20 protein-coding genes and 1 pseudogene are annotated in these 17,877 nt (G+C 40.6%); 4 read left to right on the top strand and 17 right to left on the bottom strand.

Features of this window, described 5'->3' with window-relative positions:
• The 4 genes and pseudogenes from EAL44_RS05700 to EAL44_RS05720 form a co-directional block, all read left to right on the top strand.
• Nucleotides 1-455: outer membrane protein (locus EAL44_RS05700; RefSeq protein ID WP_162970375.1), on the top strand; the 455-nt coding region annotated here is incomplete at its 5' end.
• A gap of 1,129 nt (nucleotides 456-1,584) precedes the next feature.
• Nucleotides 1,585-1,944 (top strand): annotated as a pseudogene (locus EAL44_RS05710) (hypothetical protein).
• Nucleotides 1,931-2,257, top strand: a complete 327-nt coding sequence (locus EAL44_RS05715) for a type II toxin-antitoxin system RelE/ParE family toxin (protein ID WP_121075704.1) — start codon at nucleotides 1,931-1,933, stop codon at nucleotides 2,255-2,257. The pseudogene EAL44_RS05710 and the gene EAL44_RS05715 overlap by 14 nt, the downstream one beginning before the upstream one ends.
• 344 nt (nucleotides 2,258-2,601) lie before the next feature.
• Nucleotides 2,602-3,747 (top strand): YbfB/YjiJ family MFS transporter, encoded by a 1,146-nt coding sequence (locus EAL44_RS05720; protein ID WP_001263617.1) that lies wholly within the window; start codon nucleotides 2,602-2,604, stop codon nucleotides 3,745-3,747.
• Nucleotides 3,748-3,752: 5 nt separating this feature from the next.
• Here the strand turns inward: EAL44_RS05720 and EAL44_RS05725 are convergent, their stop codons facing one another.
• The 17 genes from EAL44_RS05725 to rplU all read right to left on the bottom strand — a co-directional run bounded on the left by EAL44_RS05725 (nucleotide 3,753) and on the right by rplU (nucleotide 17,816).
• Entirely contained in the window at nucleotides 3,753-4,718 is a 966-nt protein-coding gene (locus EAL44_RS05725) for a CobW family GTP-binding protein (RefSeq protein WP_121075707.1), read from the bottom strand.
• Nucleotides 4,718-5,089: a hypothetical protein gene (locus EAL44_RS05730; RefSeq protein WP_121075710.1), complete on the bottom strand. Its 372-nt coding sequence runs from the start codon at nucleotides 5,087-5,089 to the stop codon at nucleotides 4,718-4,720. Before EAL44_RS05730 ends, EAL44_RS05725 begins: the two co-directional genes overlap by 1 nt.
• Before the next feature lie 45 nt (nucleotides 5,090-5,134).
• Nucleotides 5,135-6,016 (bottom strand): polysaccharide deacetylase family protein, encoded by an 882-nt coding sequence (locus EAL44_RS05735; protein ID WP_121075713.1) that lies wholly within the window; start codon nucleotides 6,014-6,016, stop codon nucleotides 5,135-5,137.
• Between the two features lie 12 nt (nucleotides 6,017-6,028).
• Entirely contained in the window at nucleotides 6,029-6,913 is an 885-nt protein-coding gene (locus EAL44_RS05740) for a carbon-nitrogen hydrolase family protein (protein WP_121075716.1), read from the bottom strand.
• 83 nt (nucleotides 6,914-6,996) lie between these two features.
• Nucleotides 6,997-7,398 (bottom strand): hypothetical protein, encoded by a 402-nt coding sequence (locus EAL44_RS05745; RefSeq protein ID WP_120910912.1) that lies wholly within the window; start codon nucleotides 7,396-7,398, stop codon nucleotides 6,997-6,999.
• A gap of 15 nt (nucleotides 7,399-7,413) precedes the next feature.
• The gene (locus EAL44_RS05750; RefSeq protein WP_000743087.1) at nucleotides 7,414-7,677 is read right to left on the bottom strand and encodes an AtpZ/AtpI family protein; all 264 of its coding nucleotides are present in this window, start codon (nucleotides 7,675-7,677) and stop codon (nucleotides 7,414-7,416) included.
• Between the two features lie 5 nt (nucleotides 7,678-7,682).
• Nucleotides 7,683-8,975: a glutamate-1-semialdehyde 2,1-aminomutase gene (gene hemL, locus EAL44_RS05755; RefSeq protein WP_121075719.1), complete on the bottom strand. Its 1,293-nt coding sequence runs from the start codon at nucleotides 8,973-8,975 to the stop codon at nucleotides 7,683-7,685.
• Between the two features lie 9 nt (nucleotides 8,976-8,984).
• Nucleotides 8,985-9,539, bottom strand: coding sequence for a YceI family protein (locus tag EAL44_RS05760; protein ID WP_000738958.1), 555 nt, complete (start codon nucleotides 9,537-9,539; stop codon nucleotides 8,985-8,987).
• 239 nt (nucleotides 9,540-9,778) lie between these two features.
• A complete protein-coding gene (locus tag EAL44_RS05765) occupies nucleotides 9,779-10,774 on the bottom strand; it encodes an alginate lyase family protein (protein ID WP_121075722.1) in 996 nt (331 codons plus the stop codon).
• A 41-nt stretch (nucleotides 10,775-10,815) separates the two neighbouring features.
• Nucleotides 10,816-11,898 (bottom strand): GTPase ObgE, encoded by a 1,083-nt coding sequence (gene obgE / locus EAL44_RS05770; RefSeq protein ID WP_121075725.1) that lies wholly within the window; start codon nucleotides 11,896-11,898, stop codon nucleotides 10,816-10,818.
• 18 nt (nucleotides 11,899-11,916) lie between these two features.
• Nucleotides 11,917-12,723 carry an ABC transporter ATP-binding protein gene (locus tag EAL44_RS05775; RefSeq protein ID WP_000770466.1) on the bottom strand — a complete coding sequence of 269 codons (807 nt, stop codon included), beginning with the start codon at nucleotides 12,721-12,723 and terminating at the stop codon, nucleotides 11,917-11,919.
• The gene (locus tag EAL44_RS05780) at nucleotides 12,720-13,583 is read right to left on the bottom strand and encodes an ABC transporter ATP-binding protein (protein ID WP_000599881.1); all 864 of its coding nucleotides are present in this window, start codon (nucleotides 13,581-13,583) and stop codon (nucleotides 12,720-12,722) included. Before EAL44_RS05780 ends, EAL44_RS05775 begins: the two co-directional genes overlap by 4 nt.
• A gap of 11 nt (nucleotides 13,584-13,594) precedes the next feature.
• Nucleotides 13,595-14,452, bottom strand: coding sequence for an ABC transporter permease (locus EAL44_RS05785; RefSeq protein ID WP_000443357.1), 858 nt, complete (start codon nucleotides 14,450-14,452; stop codon nucleotides 13,595-13,597).
• On the bottom strand, nucleotides 14,452-15,456 hold the full coding sequence (locus tag EAL44_RS05790; protein WP_121075728.1) for an ABC transporter permease: 1,005 nt from the start codon (nucleotides 15,454-15,456) through the stop codon (nucleotides 14,452-14,454). Before EAL44_RS05790 ends, EAL44_RS05785 begins: the two co-directional genes overlap by 1 nt.
• A 10-nt stretch (nucleotides 15,457-15,466) precedes the next feature.
• Nucleotides 15,467-17,104 (bottom strand): ABC transporter substrate-binding protein, encoded by a 1,638-nt coding sequence (locus EAL44_RS05795; protein WP_121075731.1) that lies wholly within the window; start codon nucleotides 17,102-17,104, stop codon nucleotides 15,467-15,469.
• Between the two features lie 116 nt (nucleotides 17,105-17,220).
• Entirely contained in the window at nucleotides 17,221-17,487 is a 267-nt protein-coding gene (rpmA, locus tag EAL44_RS05800) for a 50S ribosomal protein L27 (protein WP_033744743.1), read from the bottom strand.
• Between the two features lie 14 nt (nucleotides 17,488-17,501).
• The gene (rplU, locus tag EAL44_RS05805) at nucleotides 17,502-17,816 is read right to left on the bottom strand and encodes a 50S ribosomal protein L21 (RefSeq protein ID WP_101004525.1); all 315 of its coding nucleotides are present in this window, start codon (nucleotides 17,814-17,816) and stop codon (nucleotides 17,502-17,504) included.
• Nucleotides 17,817-17,877 lie beyond the last annotated feature (61 nt).

The raw sequence follows: 17,877 nt of genomic DNA on the forward strand, positions 1-17,877 counted from the left end.
TTGATTACAACCATGCGTTTATCAAATCCAGCTTTTTCAACTCGGCTTCGGATGTGTGGACTTATGGTTTTGGGGCGGACGCTCTCTATAACTTCATCAACGATAAAGCCACTAACTTTTTAGGCAAAAACAACAAGCTTTCTGTAGGGCTTTTTGGCGGGATCGCGTTAGCGGGCACTTCTTGGCTTAACTCTGAGTATGTGAATTTAGCCACCGTGAATAACGTCTATAACGCTAAAATGAATGTGGCGAACTTCCAATTCTTATTCAACATGGGAGTGAGAATGAATTTAGCCAGACCTAAGAAAAAAGACAGCGATCATGTGGCGCAACACGGGATTGAACTAGGGCTTAAAATCCCCACCATCAACACGAACTACTATTCCTTCATGGGGGCTGAACTCAAATACAGAAGGCTCTATAGCGTGTATTTGAATTATGTGTTCGCTTATTGATGTTTAGCTCTTTGTGAAACTCTTTTTTTGAAACTCCTTTTTTGGGGGTTTTAAACTCTCTTTTTTAAAACCCTTTGTTTTGAACCCTTTATTTTAAATTATCTTTTTTTGGGGGTTTTAAATTCTCTTTTTTGAACCCTTTCTCTTAAATTCCCTTTTTTTAGGGGGCTTCTTTTTAAGGGGTTTCTTTTTGAACTCTTTATTTTTTTGGGGAGTTTGATGAAAAATCCTTTTTCTTTTGAACCCTCTTTCTTTTTGGGGGGATTTTAATGAAAAATCTTTTTTCTTTTGAACCCTTTGTGAAACTCTCTTTTTTTAGGGGGTTTCATTTGAACTCTTTGTTTTAAATTCTTTGTTTTTGAACTCTCTTTTTTGAACTCTCTTTCTTTTTGGGGGGATTTTGATGAAAAATCCTTTTTCTTTTGAACCCTCTTTTTTGGAGATTTCTTATTTAAACCCTTTGTTTTTTTGAACCCTCTCTTAAACTCTTTCTTGTTTGGGGGGTTTAATGAAAGTCTTTTTTCTTTTGAACCCTTTCTTAAACTCCCTTTTTAAGGATTTCTTTTTTAAACTCCCTTTTTGGGGGTTTAATCTTTTTCTTTTCACTGATCTTTTAATTCTTTTTAATTTTTTAAAAACAAAGTTTTTATTTTCAAACGCTAATCATAAAAAACATTCAAAGGCGTTTTTTACAACCAACAATCAAAGAGCTTGCCAAAAGCAAGCGATAATTTTAAAAATGAAAAAATCCTTTTTAGCGTTTTTGATGATTATTTAGTGGAAAACTTGACGCTAATTTAAGCGATAGTTTTTAAAAAAGCGCTTCTTTAGGGGGGTTTAGTGGGGTAAAAGGGGGATAGTTATTCCAAAATACTTCCTATCTCTTTAAAAAAATAAAATAAAACTCAATAAAATGCGTTTTATTATAAAATCAAATCTAAAACGATTATTTTTCACTCACAAACTTTTATTTTTTTAAACTTTTTTAAAATTTTTTACTAACAGATCTTTTGATCTTTTCACTGATTTTTCAATCCGCTTTTTAATCTTTAAGTTTTGATTTTTCTAGCTTTTCCCACTCTATCGCTTGCGCTATAATGAATTGGTATTTTTAAAAAAAGGGATAAACATGCCAAACACCACCAACAAAGATTACACAAAATACAGCCAAAGACAGCTTTTTAATCTCATGAATAAAAAAGAACAAGAAATAGAAAAGCTAAAAAGAGATAGGGCGTATCTTGAAAAAAAAATGGCTAAAGAGCTAGAGAAAAAAGATAAAGGTTTTAAAAATAAGTCAGAAGAGTTGAACAAAATCTTACAAGAGATCAATAAAAGAGCTAATGATTGTTGTTTGGGGCATGAAACACCAAACCTTAAAACGCAATAAGCCATGAGAGATGTGTATAACAAAGAGACAGATTTATTCGTTGAGGATTTTTCTAGTTATAGCAATGAGAGAAAAAAGGCTTTAGGTGTTGAAGCTTAATCTTAAAAAATCTTTTCAAAAAGATTTTGATAAATTGCTTTTGAATGGGTTTGATGATAGCGTTTTGAACAAAGTCATTCTAACCTTAAGAAAAAAAGAACCGCTAGATCCACAATTTCAAGATCATGCCCTAAAAGGCAAGTGGAAACCTTTTAGGGAATGCCACATCAAAGCCGACATTTTGCTTGTGTATTTAGTGAAAGATGATGAGCTTGTTTTGTTAAGGTTAGGCAGTCATAGCGAGTTGTTTTATAAACTACCCATAACGCCTAAAAAGAACGTAACAATCGCAGTTAACTCTAAACCGCTATAAAAAATAACTTAAGCGTTCAATTCTACTTTTTCTCAGTGATTCTCTCCTTTAAGCCTAGCCCATAGTTATTAGCGTCTGTTTGCAGCAATGAAAACCACCGCAAAGAAGCCTTATTCTAGTAGAAGCCTTGTTTTTATGAAGCGCTTTAGACACAAGCTCTGTAACGCTAATAACCAACTCTTTTTCATTCAATCGTGAGACCTCTTTAATGATACGCGCGCTCACTAAATAGCATGAACGCTCCTTAAATTTATTCTCATCTCGCTCCCATTATGCACTATCAATTAACAAGTTTCAATATAATACAAGATCTTTTTATAACTTGTCATGTATTAAGGATCAAAATGCGCGTGTTTGTTTGCTTTTTAGGGGTTTTTGTGTCTAACGGCTTGGCTCGTTTTGGCTATGTGGTTTTAATCCCCCTACTCATTTTATCAGGGAGTTTAACCCCACACCAAAGCTTCCAACTGGGTATTGCGGTGCTAATGGGCTATGTTTTTGGGAGTTTTTTAATCCAATTTTTAAGCCCGTTAATGTCATTAGAAAGCATCGCTAAAATCAGTTTTGGCTTAATCGCTTTGAGTTTTTTAGTCTGTTATTTTGATAGTATCCCTTTCTTTTGGCTTTGGATCTGGCGTTTTATCGCCGGTGTGGCTAGTAGCGCGTTAATGATTTTAGTCGCTCCTCTCTCTTTGCCCTATGTCAAAGAACATAAAAAAGCCTTAGTGGGAGGGCTTATTTTTAGCGCTGTAGGCATTGGATCTGTTTTTAGCGGGTTTGTTCTGCCTTGGATCAGCTCTTATAATATCAAATGGGCGTGGATTTTTTTAGGGGGCAGTTGTTTGATAGCCTTTATCCTTTCCTTAGTGGGGTTAAAAACCCGTTCTTTAAGGAAAAAATCCGTTAAAAAAGAAGAAAGCGCGTTTAAAATCCCCTTTCATTTGTGGTTATTGCTCATTTCTTGCGCGCTCAATGCGATTGGTTTTTTACCGCACACGCTTTTTTGGGTGGATTATTTGATCCGTCATTTAAATATCTCCCCCACTATCGCTGGAACTTCGTGGGCGTTTTTTGGCTTTGGCGCTACGCTTGGCTCTTTAATCAGCGGTCCCATGGCTCAAAAGCTAGGGGCTAAAAACGCCAATATCTTTATCCTCATTTTAAAATCTATCGCATGCTTTTTACCCATTTTTTTCCACCAAATTTCTTTACTCAATTTAAGCATCTTTATAATGGGAGCGGCCACAACCGCTAATATCAATTTATTCAGCATGATGGCTTTAAAAATTGCAGGCGCGAAGCATTTCGCTCAAGCGTCTTCGTGGGTGGTGTTTTCTTTTGGTATTTTTCAAGCGCTTTTCTCGTATCTTTTTACGATCTTTTTGGGGGATTTGGGCTATGTTTTGATTTTTGTTATTTGTGGGGTGTGTTTGGTTTTAAGCTTCATCGTTCTTTTCCCTATTAAAATGCAAACAGCTACCAATAAATAGAAAAATTATGGGGTTTCAAAACCCTTGATACCGAGCAAATTTTTAAAACCTTTTAAGGAATTTAAGATTTTTTCACGCTCTAAATGGCGCATGATAAAAACGAGATTAGAGCCGTTTTGATCCTTTAAAATGTGCTTGGGCGGGTAAATGACATGCATCACGCCGTTAACACTCACTAAAAGATCGCTTCCAATATCAATAATCCCCTTTATGCGTAAAATCTGCGTGCCGTATTGATGCAACAACAAACTCAGCCAAATCCCAAACGCGCTCCACTCCATCGCGCCTTCAAACCTGATGCTTAAAGTCTCAAAGCCTTGCGAGTGCGAATCTTTTGGCATTCTTGGCATAAAATTTCGTGCCCTATTTTTGCGTGAAAAAAAGCTTTCGTAATCTATATTTTTCTTGTCAAAAATTTCTGCGCTAGGGTTAAGGGCTTGTATCCGCTCTTTTAATTTTATTAAAGCCACGCTGTCATTTTGCAAATCCGTTTTGGTCAATAAAACGCTATCAGCAAAAACGATTTGCTCTTTAGCTTCGTTGTTTGTTAAATGCGTTTTAGCATTCAATGCATCCACGCAAGCCACCACGCTTTGAATCTCAAAATGCACCCCTAAAAAAGTGTCGCTCAAAATCGTCCATAAAATCGGTGCCGGGTTGGCTAAACCGGTGGTTTCAATGATGATGCGCTTTAGAATTTCGCCGCGCCATTCATAGTTGTTGAGCGTGGCTTTTAGAGACTCCACTAAATCTAAGCGTTTGTTGCAACACACGCACCCTGCGTTAAGATAGAGCATTTTTTCACCGCAATATTGAACGCTTAAGATGCGCTGATCCAAAGCGGCTTGACCGATTTCATTGACAATAAGGGCAACGCCTTGGTGATCTGTTTGGTTTAAATATTCGCTTAAAAAACTCGTTTTACCGCTACCTAAAAAACCTGTGATGAGCGTGATAGGGATTTTGGGCATCAGTGAGCGGCTTGTGTATTTTGATTTAAAAACGCTAACAGATTAGAATCTAGAGCGTCCATCTTTTTTTTGGCTAAATTTTGCGCCTTATCCCACAAATCGCCTAAATCATTCACGATCACGCTCTGCCCTTTTTGATCGCACAGCACAAACTTCGCGCCTTGCCAATCATTAATTTTTAGCCCATAAAACGCTAGGATTTGATTGAGTAATCTTACTCGTTTGAGCCGTGCTCTTTTGCGTTCCCTAGCGTTTTCATTCGCGCTAATAAGCGCATTTGGCTCTCTCAAATTTTCATCGCTCCCATAATTTTCATTACTCCCATCGGTCCAATGAAAAGAACTGATAAGCTCCCCGCATAAAACGCACATCTTTCAACCTCTTAATCAAACGCCAAAAACCCTTTAGCGTTATCGCTATTTTTTTCTAGGGTTTCGTTTTAAGAAATCATCAGCGATTTCATTGAATGTTACCCAACGCACGCCCTTATGCTTGTTGATATGCTCAATGATTTTTTCATGCATGAGCAACACTTGCGGGCGTCCGCTCACATCAGGGTGGATTGTCATGCTAAACACCGCATAATCCATCTCACGATAAACCCAATCAAATTGATCGATCCACATTTGCCCTATATCGTGCGGGCTTACAAAACCAAAGCTATTGGGGGATTTTTTGATAAACATCATCGGCGGTAAATCGTCCAAATACCAGTTCGCAGGGATTTCCACTAAATCTGTCTCAACCCCACGGATTAAAGGCTTCATCCAATCCTTAGCCTCCAAACTATAATCAATCTTGCTCCAACTATCCCCCACGCGCACGAAATAGGGTGTGAAATCATTGTGCATGAGCGAGTGGTCGTATTTGAAGCCGTGTTTTAAAAGCAATTCATTAGTGATATTAGAAAACTCCCACCACGGCGCCACATAGCCTGTGGGGGCTTTGCCGGTGAGATCTTTAATCAATTCAACGCTTTTTAACAAAACGTCTTCTTCTTGCTTGGCCGTCATAGCGATAGGGTTTTCATGCGAATACCCATGCGCGCCCACTTCATGCCCTGCATCCACGATCATTTTCATTTGTTCAGGAAAAGTTTCAATAGAATGCCCCGGTGCGAACCAAGTCGCAGGGAGATGGTATTTTTTAAACAATTTCAAAAGCCGTGGGATCCCCACTTCACCCGCAAAAAGCCCGCGCGAAATATCATCAGGCGAATCCTCCCCACCATAGCTCCCTAACCAACCAGCCACCGCATCAATATCCACGCCATAAGCCACTAAAATTTCTTTTGCCATAATCGCTCCTTTTTAAGTGAGTTTTCCAAACCCCTTTTTGGTGAGTTTGGTGTCAAAATCTTGTAAATAAGGGATTTTTTGGCGTTGTAGTGCCACTTCGTTCAAATCCATTTCAGCGATAATGACCTCATTGAGTTTAGTGGCTTGTGCGATGATTTTCCCATTGGGCGCAATGATTCTTGAATCGCCGGCAAACTCTAGCGTTTGTTTTAATTGAGCGTTAGTTTCTTCCCCACTATGATTGCACGCACACACAAAACAGCCATTTTCTAACGCTCTAGCCCTGCTCAATAAATCCCAATTATAAGCCCTAGCTTTGCCAAATGCACTAGGATAGATTAAAACCTCTGCTCCTTGTAACGCTAACAGATTCGCACCCACGCCAAAGCCGATTTCATAGCAAATTTGCAAACCCACTTTCGCGCTAAAATCCCCAAAATCCAGCGTAAAAACCTCGTATTTTTTACCCCTTTTGAAGCGCGATTTTTCATCGCCCCACAAATAAATCTTGCGGTGTTTTCCAACGATTTTTCCTTTTGGTGAAATGATATAAGCACTGTCGTAGAGTTTTTGATTGGTTTTTTCAATGCTGCATGCCACTAGATGCACTTTATTAGATTTTGCAAAATCGCTTAACGCGCTCAACGACTCGCTTTTTAGCGTTTCCTCGCCACGCTCTATCGCTTTAAAATCCAACCCAAAATCCGCATCCTTATCATTCACACAATAACCGCTATCAAACAATTCCGGTAAAACAATGAGATTCGCACCTTTGTTGTGGGCTTCTTTGGCTAGGTTGAGCGCTAATTGCAGGTTTTCATTTAAGGCGTAGGGTTTGGATTGCATTTGAATCACGGCGGTTTTTAGGATTCTTTTAGCGGGATTTTTTGTTTTCAAGATCCACTCCCATTTTTGTTTTTATTGTATAGGATTAAAAATTAAAAGAGGGTTAAAGGGGTTAAAATCCGCATGCATTTGTGTCAAAACTTACCATTATTGTTTAAGAATCGTAATAACGCGCTAGAGAGTGAGCTCACAAACACGCCAATAAGAAACGACAATCCGTTAAAAAGATGCAAGAATAAAAGCGTTCCTAAAATGCCTAATAAAACCCCATACCCCCCTAAACGCCACACATTGAAAGACATTTCCAAGCCCAGGGCGAATTTTTGGAATTTTTGCTTTTCGTCTTTTTCTCCATTTTGTTTCCTTAAATCCAAACGCTTTTTAACGCCGTAATACGAAGACAACGCCACGATAAAAAACCCTAAAAACCCCCCTTCAAAATTCAAAACCCCTTGAAACGCTTGGAAAAAATAAACGGTAATCGCACTAACTATATTGATAAAAAGTAAAATAAGCAAGCATTGGATTTGGCACATGGGATTTGATTGGATTTATTTTGTTTTATTTTGTGTGTATTTAGGGTCTTTGGCTAGTTCTTCATAGTCTTTTTGCATGTTTTTATAAGCCTTATAGACATTGAGAAAGCTCGCTAACACGCCCCAGATAACCCCAAGCCAAAAAAGCCACGAAATGTGAGTGAGCTTTTTAAGCCCATAGCCTATAGCCACGCCCATAAGGATCGCTACCACCATAGAAAGCCCCAAGCTCAAATAATTCGCCCCCTCTATGAATTTATAATACTTTGGCTTTTTCAAAAAATTCACACACCTTTTATGATTTCATCAAAACTTTCATCGGCTTTTGCGATCGTTAAATCAATCATCTCTTCAGTCATAGGCTCACAAATAAAGCCGGTTTCAAAGCTTGAACATGCCAAATACACGCCTTTAAAGAGCATTTTTTGGTGGAATTTTGCAAACATTTCCGTATCGCTTTTTAAAGCGTCATCAAAATCGCACACCGCATTTTCGTTAAAGAAAAAGCCAAACATGCTCCCTCTGTTGAGCGTCTCTAAAGCGATGTTGTAGCTTTGAGCACTCTTTTTTAAGCCTTGAGTCAAACGAACGGCTAAAGCGTTTAAGCGAGCATAAAGGGTTTTGTCTCTTTTGATTTTATAAAGTGCACTCAACCCCGCACACACCGCTAGAGGGTTACCGCTTAAAGTGCCTGCTTGATACACGCCTCCAATGGGTGAAAGCAAGTCCATAATTTCCGCACGCCCCCCAAAACACGCTAAAGGAAGCCCTGCACCTATCACCTTACCAAAGGTTACCAAATCCGGCACGACGCCATAAAATTCTTGCGAACCGCTCAAACTCGCTCTAAACCCGCTCATCACTTCATCTAAAATCAGCACCGCTTGGTATTTTTCACACAAAGCCTTTAACCCCAATAAAAACTCTTTTTGAGCCGGCACTAACCCCATATTCCCAGCAATGGGTTCAATGATGACGCAACCCACATCGCCTTTTTTAAAGCATTCTTCTGTGGAGTTCAAGTCGTTATAACGAGCCACTAGAGTGTGTTGGCTAAAATCGTTCGGCACGCCTAAAGAAGAAGGAGATCCAAAAGTAGCACACCCACTACCCGCTTTCACCAATAAAGAGTCGCTATGCCCATGGTAGCACCCTTCAAACTTGATCAAATCGTCTTTTTGGCTAAAAGCTCTAGCGAGTCGTATCGCGCTCATGGTCGCTTCCGTGCCGCTACTCACTAAACGCACCTTATCTAAGCCTTCATAACAAGAAATGATTTCCTTAGCTAAAGTGGTTTCTAACTCTGTGGGAGCGCCAAAAGAAGTGCCTTTTTTTAATGCATTAATAATATTTTCTTCAATCTCTTCATCAGCATGCCCAAAAATCAAAGGCCCCCAGCTTTGCACAAAATCTATATAATGGTTGTTATCCACATCATAAAGATACGCCCCCTTACCTTTTAAAATAAAGGGGGGAGTGCCTTTAACGCTCTTAAACGCCCTCACAGGCGAATTGACCCCCCCAGCGATCACCTGCTTGGCTTCATTAAAATCATTAATGCTGTGCAACAACTCCATGAGTTTAAATTATCCCTTAATCATGCTTTCAAATTGGATTTCCACCTGCGACCAAGTCAAGCCCTCATGAAAGCTTTCGCATCGTTTGGCCAAGCTCGCTAATTCGTTTTTCAAGCCAAAATTCAACAAATCCAAGACCCCTTTAACCACGAGCTTATCCTCAGCAATCGTGTATTGCATAGGCACTTTCACTAGCTTTTCATTCATCCTCACATAAGCTGTAAGAGAACCTTCATGATCGCCTTCTATCACATTTCTAAAGGTTACTTTGATGTTAGTGTTTTTAAAAAGAGCGAAAAAAGCTTCTTTAACATTTTTGTTTTTAGTGTCATCGCCTAAATTGACTTTCAAGCTATCCATGCTCGCGCTCGCTCCCTCTAAAAGGGTTTTCAAACTATCTTGAGATTTACCCAGTTTATAAGTGATGCTTTCAAAACTCCCATTTACTGGTGTTTTAGCCTTAGTTTTAAAGGCCGTCCATGTTAGCTTAGCCGAAGATAAATCCAAATTCACCGCTTGCAAAAACCCTGCTAGTAAAACCGATACCAAAACCATTTTTTTCATTCATTATCCTTTAATGTGGTCTTATCAATAACGCTTATTATTTTAGTGTAAACAAGCATGCTTACAACCAAAATGATTCATTTTGATAATCATTTGCACTCTAAAGACAACTCAAGAGATGCAATTGCGTTTATTTTAAACTCTTTTTGTAAATAATGCCGACTGAACCAAACATTCTCAATCATTCATAAAAAGATTAAAGTGCATGGCTATCGCTATTATCTTGAATACAAAAAAATTCATGGCGATCGGAGTTTCAGCCTAAAACCATCTTCATGCAAATCGCCTTGTTTTAAAAGCTCATCCGCGCTAGGGCTAGAATAATGCTTGGCTAAAATAATGAAATAGGCGTTGTTATGCACCCCAATAAGGTTAGGCTGGAAATAAGGGAAAGTTTCAGGGTTTAAAATCCATGTTGCAACTTTGTTATAGGCCACAGAGAGCCTTTTTCCGGCTCCACTACCCCACAAATCATACCCGTTCTCAAAAAGCAATTCGCCTGATACGCTTAACGCAAGAAGCGCGAAATTGGTATAAGCTATCCCCTTAATGCCCTTTGTAGGGCCGCCATGATAATCGCTCGTATCGCTCCTAGTGATCGCGTCAGCAATAACCCCATTCTCATCTATGGCTTTAAATATCCAATCCTGCCACCGATTAGCGCTATTGTGCAAAAGGGCATTATCGTCTAACGCTAGCGCAGAACTCACATCAAAGAGAATGCCCCACGCCCCATGGTTAGTGTTAAGAGCTGATTGAGAATACTGGCGCATCCGCTTAACGAAGTCTTCGTATTCTGGGCTAGGGAATGCCTTTTTGACAAACCAATAAGCCATGTTCATATAAGGCATGTAAAAATTGATATTGTCCTCGCTCTGATAAGTGTCTACGCTTTGAAGCTCTTTAGCCCAGGCGTTTAAAATTTCTATAGCTTTTAAGCCGTATTGCTTATTCTTACTCACCAAATAACCTAACGCTAAGTCATAGGACATGATAGCGGATTTTTTAAAACTCTTTGTGCATTTATCAGGCTCTCTAACCCCAGTAGAAGCGTAGTGTTTCGATGCGTTAAGTTGCGTGCATGGCTGTATTGTTTGGGAGAGCTTTTTATCAAGATGGAGTTTTTGGGGCAAATCTCTAGATTTAAAATCCCTAAAAAAGTAATCTTGCTCGGCGTAAGCTTGAACGCAAACGCAAACACCCATGAGTGATAAAAACAAAACAAATCTTTTCATTTCTCGCCTTTATTTGAATGGATTGGTTTAAAAATAGCGTTTTAAGGTAACGCTTTTAACAACACAAATTTAAGCGCATGCGTATTAAAAGTGCTAACCGCTGAAAGGGGTAAGACAAAGAGCGCGGATTTTTCATTAGGGTTATTTTCAAAATCATTGGTTAAATTGGGGTGTAAAAACCCCAAATACGGCTCTAAATCAAACGCCTCTAATTTTTGCGCTTCTAAATTTAAAAAGGCGCAAAAATCCTTAGTCATCTTATCAATGTTTTCTACAACATCGCATTTATTGAGCAACACCCCAAAAGGCTTATTGGCTAAAGCGGGTGAAAATTTTTCCAACTCCAATCTCAAGCGTTTGTATTGCTCTTTAATGCCCAAATCCAGCCTAGAAGCGTCTAAAACAAAGGCTAGAACTTTGGTGCGTTCAATATGCTTTAAAAAGCTAATCCCTAAGCCTTTTCCTTGACTAGCCCCTTCAATAATGCCAGGAATATCCGCCATTAGAAATCCGCTTTTTTCATCCACGCTCACAACCCCTAAATTAGGCACTAGAGTCGTAAATTCATAGTTAGCGATTTTAGGCTTAGCGTTAGAGATGGTGGAAATGAGCGTGGATTTACCCGCATTAGGGAAGCCCACTAACCCTATATCAGCGATGAGCTTTAATTCCAAACGCACGCATTTTTCAACCCCCTCTAAGCCTTTTTGCGCGTAAGTGGGTTGCTGTTTAGTCGCGCTTTTAAAATGCGCATTCCCTAACCCCCCCTTGCCTCCTTTTAAGGCTAACACCCTTTCTTTAGGCGTGATCAAATCAAGCCACAACTCATCACCTATAAAAACTTGCGTTCCTGGCGGCACAATAATGATCTTGTCTTCGCCCTTTTTGCCCGCACAATTTCGTGTGCCTCCTGGAGCCCCGTTTTTAGCCTTATGGTGTTTAGTGCCTCTAAAACTCGCTAAAGTGTCGGTATTGTTATCCACTTCAAAATACACATCGCCTCCATCGCCTCCATCGCCCCCATCAGGGCCTCCTTTGATGACAAACTTTTCTCGCCTAAAACTCACCATTCCAGGCCCCCCCTTACCCGAAGCGATGATGATTTCCACGCTATCTATAAACACAGCTTAATACCCTTTCTTCTATTCAGCAAATCTTTGCATGGATTTTTCCAAATGCGGCACCGCATTGAGTAATTTCTGCGTATAGGGGTGCTTTGGAGCGCTTATCACGCTATCCACATCCCCGGTTTCTACGATTTGCCCTTGATTCATCACGATGATTTTATCGCTAATATGCTCCACCACCCCTAAATCATGGCTGATAAAAATATAAGTCAGCCCCATTTCTTTTTGCAAATCCAAGAGCAAATTCAACACTTGCGCTTGAATGGACACGTCTAGCGCAGACACAGGCTCATCGCAAATCACCACGCTAGGGTGCAAAATGAGCGCCCTAGCAATGCCGATTCGTTGCCTTTGACCGCCTGAAAATTGGTGAGGGTAACGATCGATCCATTCTAATTTCAAGCCTACTTTTTGCATGATCTCTAGCACTTTGGCTTTGATTTCTTTTTTTGAAAAGTGAGAATTTAACAGCAAGGGTTCAGCGATAATCTCGCCCACTTTCCAGCGAGGGTTCAGGCTAGAATAAGGATCTTGAAAAATCATTTGCACCTTTTTGCGGTAATCAAACCAATCCTGTTTGCTAAAATGCAAATGGCGCTTGCCATTGAAATAAATCGCCCCGCTATCTTGCCTTTCAATCCCGGCTAAAATTTTGGCTGTCGTGCTTTTCCCGCAACCGCTCTCCCCCACGATGCTTAAAACTTCATTTTGCTCCACTTCAAAACTGATCCCATTGAGCGCATGGATCACTCTTTTAGGCTTGAATAACCCCCTGTCTATCGCATAGGATTTTTTCAATTCTTTAATTTCTAAGAGCTTCATCGTAACTCCTTTGGAAAACTCAAATAATCTATATTTTCATCCACGGTTTCTAAGCGTTTTTTGCGGTATTCTTTGCCCGGTTTAGGGATCGCGCTTAAAAGAGCTTTCGTATAAGGGTGTCTTGGATCAGCAAAAAGCTCTTTTGCGCTCGCTTGCTCCACCACATGCCCTTTATACATCACCACCACTTCATCAGCGATTTGCGCCACCACGCCTAAATCATGGGTGATAAACAAAATAGAAGTGCCTTTTTTTTGTTGCAATTCTTTCATCAATTCTAAAATCTGCGCTTGAATGGTTACATCTAACGCTGTCGTAGGCTCATCAGCGATCAAGATTTCAGGCTCACACACCATAGCCATAGCGATCATCACTCTTTGGCGCTGCCCTCCGCTGAGATTGAAAGGGTATTCGTGGTATTTATCCCCTGCATGGGGGATGCCCACGCGCTCTAATTCATAGACCACCCTTTCTAAGCGTTCTTTTTTGTTAAGGTTAGGGTGGTGGATTTTCAACACTTCATTGATTTGAAACCCCACCGTGTAGGAAGGGTTCAAGCTTGTCATAGGCTCTTGAAAGATCATGCCAATTTTTTTACCCCTGATTTCTTTTTGCATCTGCTTTTCTTTGAGCTGCAACAAATCCTGCCCTAAAAATTGAATGCTCCCTCCCACAATTTGACCCGGTTTTTCAATAAGCCCTAAAATAGAGAGCGAAGTGATGCTTTTCCCGCTCCCGCTCTCCCCTACAATGCAAAGCGTTTGAGACTTTTTCAAGCCAAAACTCACGCCATCTACTGCTTTATTCACGCCTTTATCGGTGAAAAAATAAGTTTTTAAATCTTTAACTTCTAAAATCATGCAAGCTCCTTTTAAGAGGCCCGTTTAGGATCTAAAGCGTCCATGATGCCATCGCCTACCAGATTAAAACTCATGACCGTTAAAAAAATCATCACCCCAGGGAAAACAAGCATCCAAGGAGCGGTAGCGATGTATTGCATGGAGTTCATCAGCATCGCTCCCCATTCAGGTTTGGGAGGTTGGGCCCCAAGACCTAAGAAGCTCAGCGCAGCCGCTTCTAAAACCGTGGAAGCAAAACCCATTGTCGTTTGCACGATTAAAGGGATGATGCAATTAGGGAAAATCACCTTGCACATCAAACGAAGATGCGAAGAGCCATTGATTTTAGAAGCGATCACGTATTCTTTTTCTTTTTCGCCCAGCACGGAACTGCGCACCAATCTTGCGAACCCAGGAATCCCCACAAACCCAATAGCGAGCATGGCGTTAGTGAGTGAAGGCCCTAACACAGCGACCACAATCACGATCAATAAAATAGAGGGCAAAGCGAACATGATGTCCATGATACGCATGATAATCGCATCTGTTTTCCCTCCAAAATACCCCGCTATCAGCCCTAGTATCGTGCCAAAAAAGACCGCAATCCCCATAGACACAATCCCTATGGTTAAAGAAATCCTGGCCCCATAGATCAAGCGGCTCAAAATATCGCGCCCCAAATCATCGGTGCCTAAAAGGTATTTAGCATTCCCCCCATGCTCCCATATAGGCTTTAAAAGGCGATCTTGCGCGTTTTGCACATAAGGATCATGCGGGGCTAAAAGGGGCGCAAAAATCGCGCAAATTACCAATAAAAGCACAATCCATGCCCCAACGACCGCCGCCTTATTTTTTTTGAATTGTTGGATAAACTCTCTAAAAGACTCCATTATGACAACCTTATTCTGGGATCAATAAAAGCGTATAAAATATCCACTAAGAGATTAGCCCCAATATACATCATGGCGATGATCAAAGACATGGACTGGATAATCGGGAAATCGCGCTGGTTAAGCGCATTAACGATCCACTTACCAATCCCAGGCCATGAGAAAACCGTTTCAGTTATCATGCTCCCCCCTAAAAGCCCGGCCAGCATCAAGCCTGCGATAGTCGTTACAGGGATTAAAGCGTTACGCAAAGTGTGCACAAAAATCACCCTAAAGGAGCTGCACCCCTTAGCTTTAGCGGTGCGCACGTAATCTTCTTTAGACACTTCTGCCATGCTCGCGCGAGTCATTCTGGCAATAACAGCGGTAGAAACCGTGGCTAACACAATGCTAGGCAAAATCAAGTGCTTGATCGTATCCACAAACGCCCCATAATCTCCTGCGATCAGGCTGTCTATCAAATAAAGACCTGTGGGGCCATCTAAATAATACACATCGCTCAAACGCCCAAAAACAGGCAACCACCCTAATTGCACGCTAAAAATATAAATCAGCATGAGCCCTAGCCAAAACACGGGCATAGAAATCCCGGCTAAAGCGAAAGTCATGCTAGAATAATCAAACATGCTATAGCGTTTGATCGCAGCTAACACGCCAACGCTAATACCCAAAACAAGAGCCATAAACAAAGCGATCAAAGCTAATTCCACCGTAGCTGGGAAGCGTTGCCAAAACTCATGCATCACAGGCTCACCGGTCATGATAGAAGCGCCAAAATTGCCATGCAACACATTATTGATAAAGAAAAAATACTGCTCTATCAAGGGCTTATTCAAGCCAAATTGCTCCCTTAAAGCGTCAATAGCGGCTTGATTGGCCTTTTCGCCTAAAATCACTAACGCCGGATCTCCTGGCACTAAATGCACCATCATAAACACGATAATGCTCACTCCAAACAGCGTGGGGATCGCCCACAAAATACGCTTAATGATAAAACTCAGCATGCAACCCCTTTTATTTTTCTAAATACACTTTAAAGAAGCGATTCACGCTCACTCCGGTCGTTTTATAGCCTTTGACTTTAGACAAGTGCGGCACCACTGAATAAGGGTAGGCTAAAGGCACATAGGGCGCATCTTTATGGATAATTTCTTGAGCCTTTAAATAAAGGGCTTCCCTCTCTTTTTGATCCGAAACCCGTTTAGCCTTTATGAGCAGATCGGAAAAGGCGTCGCTCTTATAAAAGGAACCATTTTGAGTGGGTATAGCTGAGGCGGCTTGCTTGCTCCATAAGGTGTATAAGAAATTATCCGGATCCGCAATGTCTGCCATCCAGCCTGCAAACGCCATTTCATGCTCTCCTAAGCCCGTTCTTTTCAAATAAGCCCCCCATTCATACACTTCAATTTTCACATCAACGCCAATTTTAGCCAGGCTCGCTTGTATGAACACCGCTCCTTTTGGGTTACGAGTGGAAGTGGTAAAGATCGTGGTTTTAAAGCCGTTAGGATAACCCGCTTCTTTCAGTAACTCTTTAGCCTTTTTCAAATCGTATTCATAGGGTTTGATGTTGTAGTTATAACCCCATATGGTGGGCGGGAAAGGATTGACCATTTTTTGGGCAAAGCCTTCATAAATCACCTTAATGTAATCATCCACATTAATCGCATGATTGATGGCCAAGCGCACCAAAGGGTTGTTAAAATACTTTTTTTGCGTGTTTAATGAAAGCCAATTAGCGATCAGCCCGGGGCTTTTATCCACCACGATATTAGGAAGTTTTTCTAACTGCTCCACTTCATTGAGGTTAGGCCCGGTCATGAGCATGATTTCGCCAGTTCTTAACGCCAAGGCGCGAGTGGAAGAATTAGGAATGGTGCGCACCACCACTTTGTCTAAATAAGCTTTAGGCCCCCAATAATCTTGATTTTTTAAAAGAATGATTTTTTCATCTTTATTCCACAAAAAGAATTTGAAAGGCCCTGTCCCAACAGGCTTTTTAGCCAACTCGTCTTTTTTATTATTTTGAGCCAAATAATCAGCGTAATCCTTACTCAAAATGCTCAAAAAATCCATGCCTAAATTCGCTAAAAACGGGGCTTCTGGCCCATTAAGCGTGAATTTGATCGTGTAATCATCTAAAGCTTCAATGCTCTTAATAATATGAGACATGCCCATGCCTTCCCAATACTTATAGCTTTTAGCCCCTGGGCTGTAGTATCGTTTAGCCTTATCCATTTGGCGCTCAAACGAAAACAGCACGTCTTTAGCGCTAAACTCTACTTTTTTATTCCAATACTTCGTCTGGTGGAAATAAACCCCTTTGCGTAAATGAAAAGTATATACAAGACCATCTGGGGATATGTCCCAGCTTGTCGCTAAGGCTGGTTCAATTTCTGTGGTGCCGTATTTGAATTGCACGAGCGTGTCATAAATATTGCCCGTTGCCACATAGCTTTCGCCATCAGTTACTAAGGCCGGATCCATGCTTGAGCCATCAGCGCCTCTAGCAAAAACCAAAACGCCTCCAAAACGCTTTTGCTCTTCAACAGAAACATTGGACGGATTAAGAGTGGTGTTTTCTGAAGCTTTTAAAAAAAACCCAAACAATAAAAGAAAAAAAAACAAACCCTTAACAAAAACATTATTCATAAGCCAATCTCCACAACAAATTCTATAAAGGATAGAGATCTAAATTATAAATATTTTATTGCGTTTATAGGCTTTTAACGAACACCCAAAGGTTTAATTGACCTTTAAAGGTTACCCTATTCCCCAAAATTTTGACTAACCACAGAAACTTTTTTGCGGTTTCTGTCTTTATGCTCAAACTTCACAACGCCATCTGTAAGTGCGTATAAGGTATGGTCTTTCCCCATGCCTACATTATTACCGGGGTGCATTTTAGTGCCTCTTTGGCGCACAATAATATTCCCTGCTCTCACAAACTCTGAGCCAAATTTTTTCACGCCTAAGCGTCTTCCTGCAGAATCTCTGTTATTCTGCGTGCTCCCTTGACCTTTCTTGTGTGCCATTGTTTAATACTCCTTTATGCTACAATTTTAGTGATTCTCACACGAGTGAAATCTCTTCTAAAACCACGCTTGGTTTTACTGTCTTTTCGGCGGCGTTTTTTGAAAGTGATGACTTTCTTAGCGCGCCCTTCATTGATCACTTCCGCTTCAATTTTAGCCCCATTCACAAAGGGTTTCCCAAAAGAAAGCTTGCCCTCTTTGGATACGGCTAACACTTCCACTAATTCCACTAAAGCCTTAGGCTCTTTATCCATTTTATCCAGTAAAACAATATCGCCTTCAACGACTTTATATTGCTTACCGCCATGCTTGAATATTGCGTATGACATTTCTATTCCTTAAAAATTGAACGCTCTTTTTAAAATAAACGCTTATTATAGTGAGTATTTG

Source organism: Helicobacter pylori, assembly GCF_003637685.1.
In the GTDB taxonomy this organism is placed as follows: Bacteria; Campylobacterota; Campylobacteria; order Campylobacterales; family Helicobacteraceae; genus Helicobacter; species Helicobacter pylori_CJ.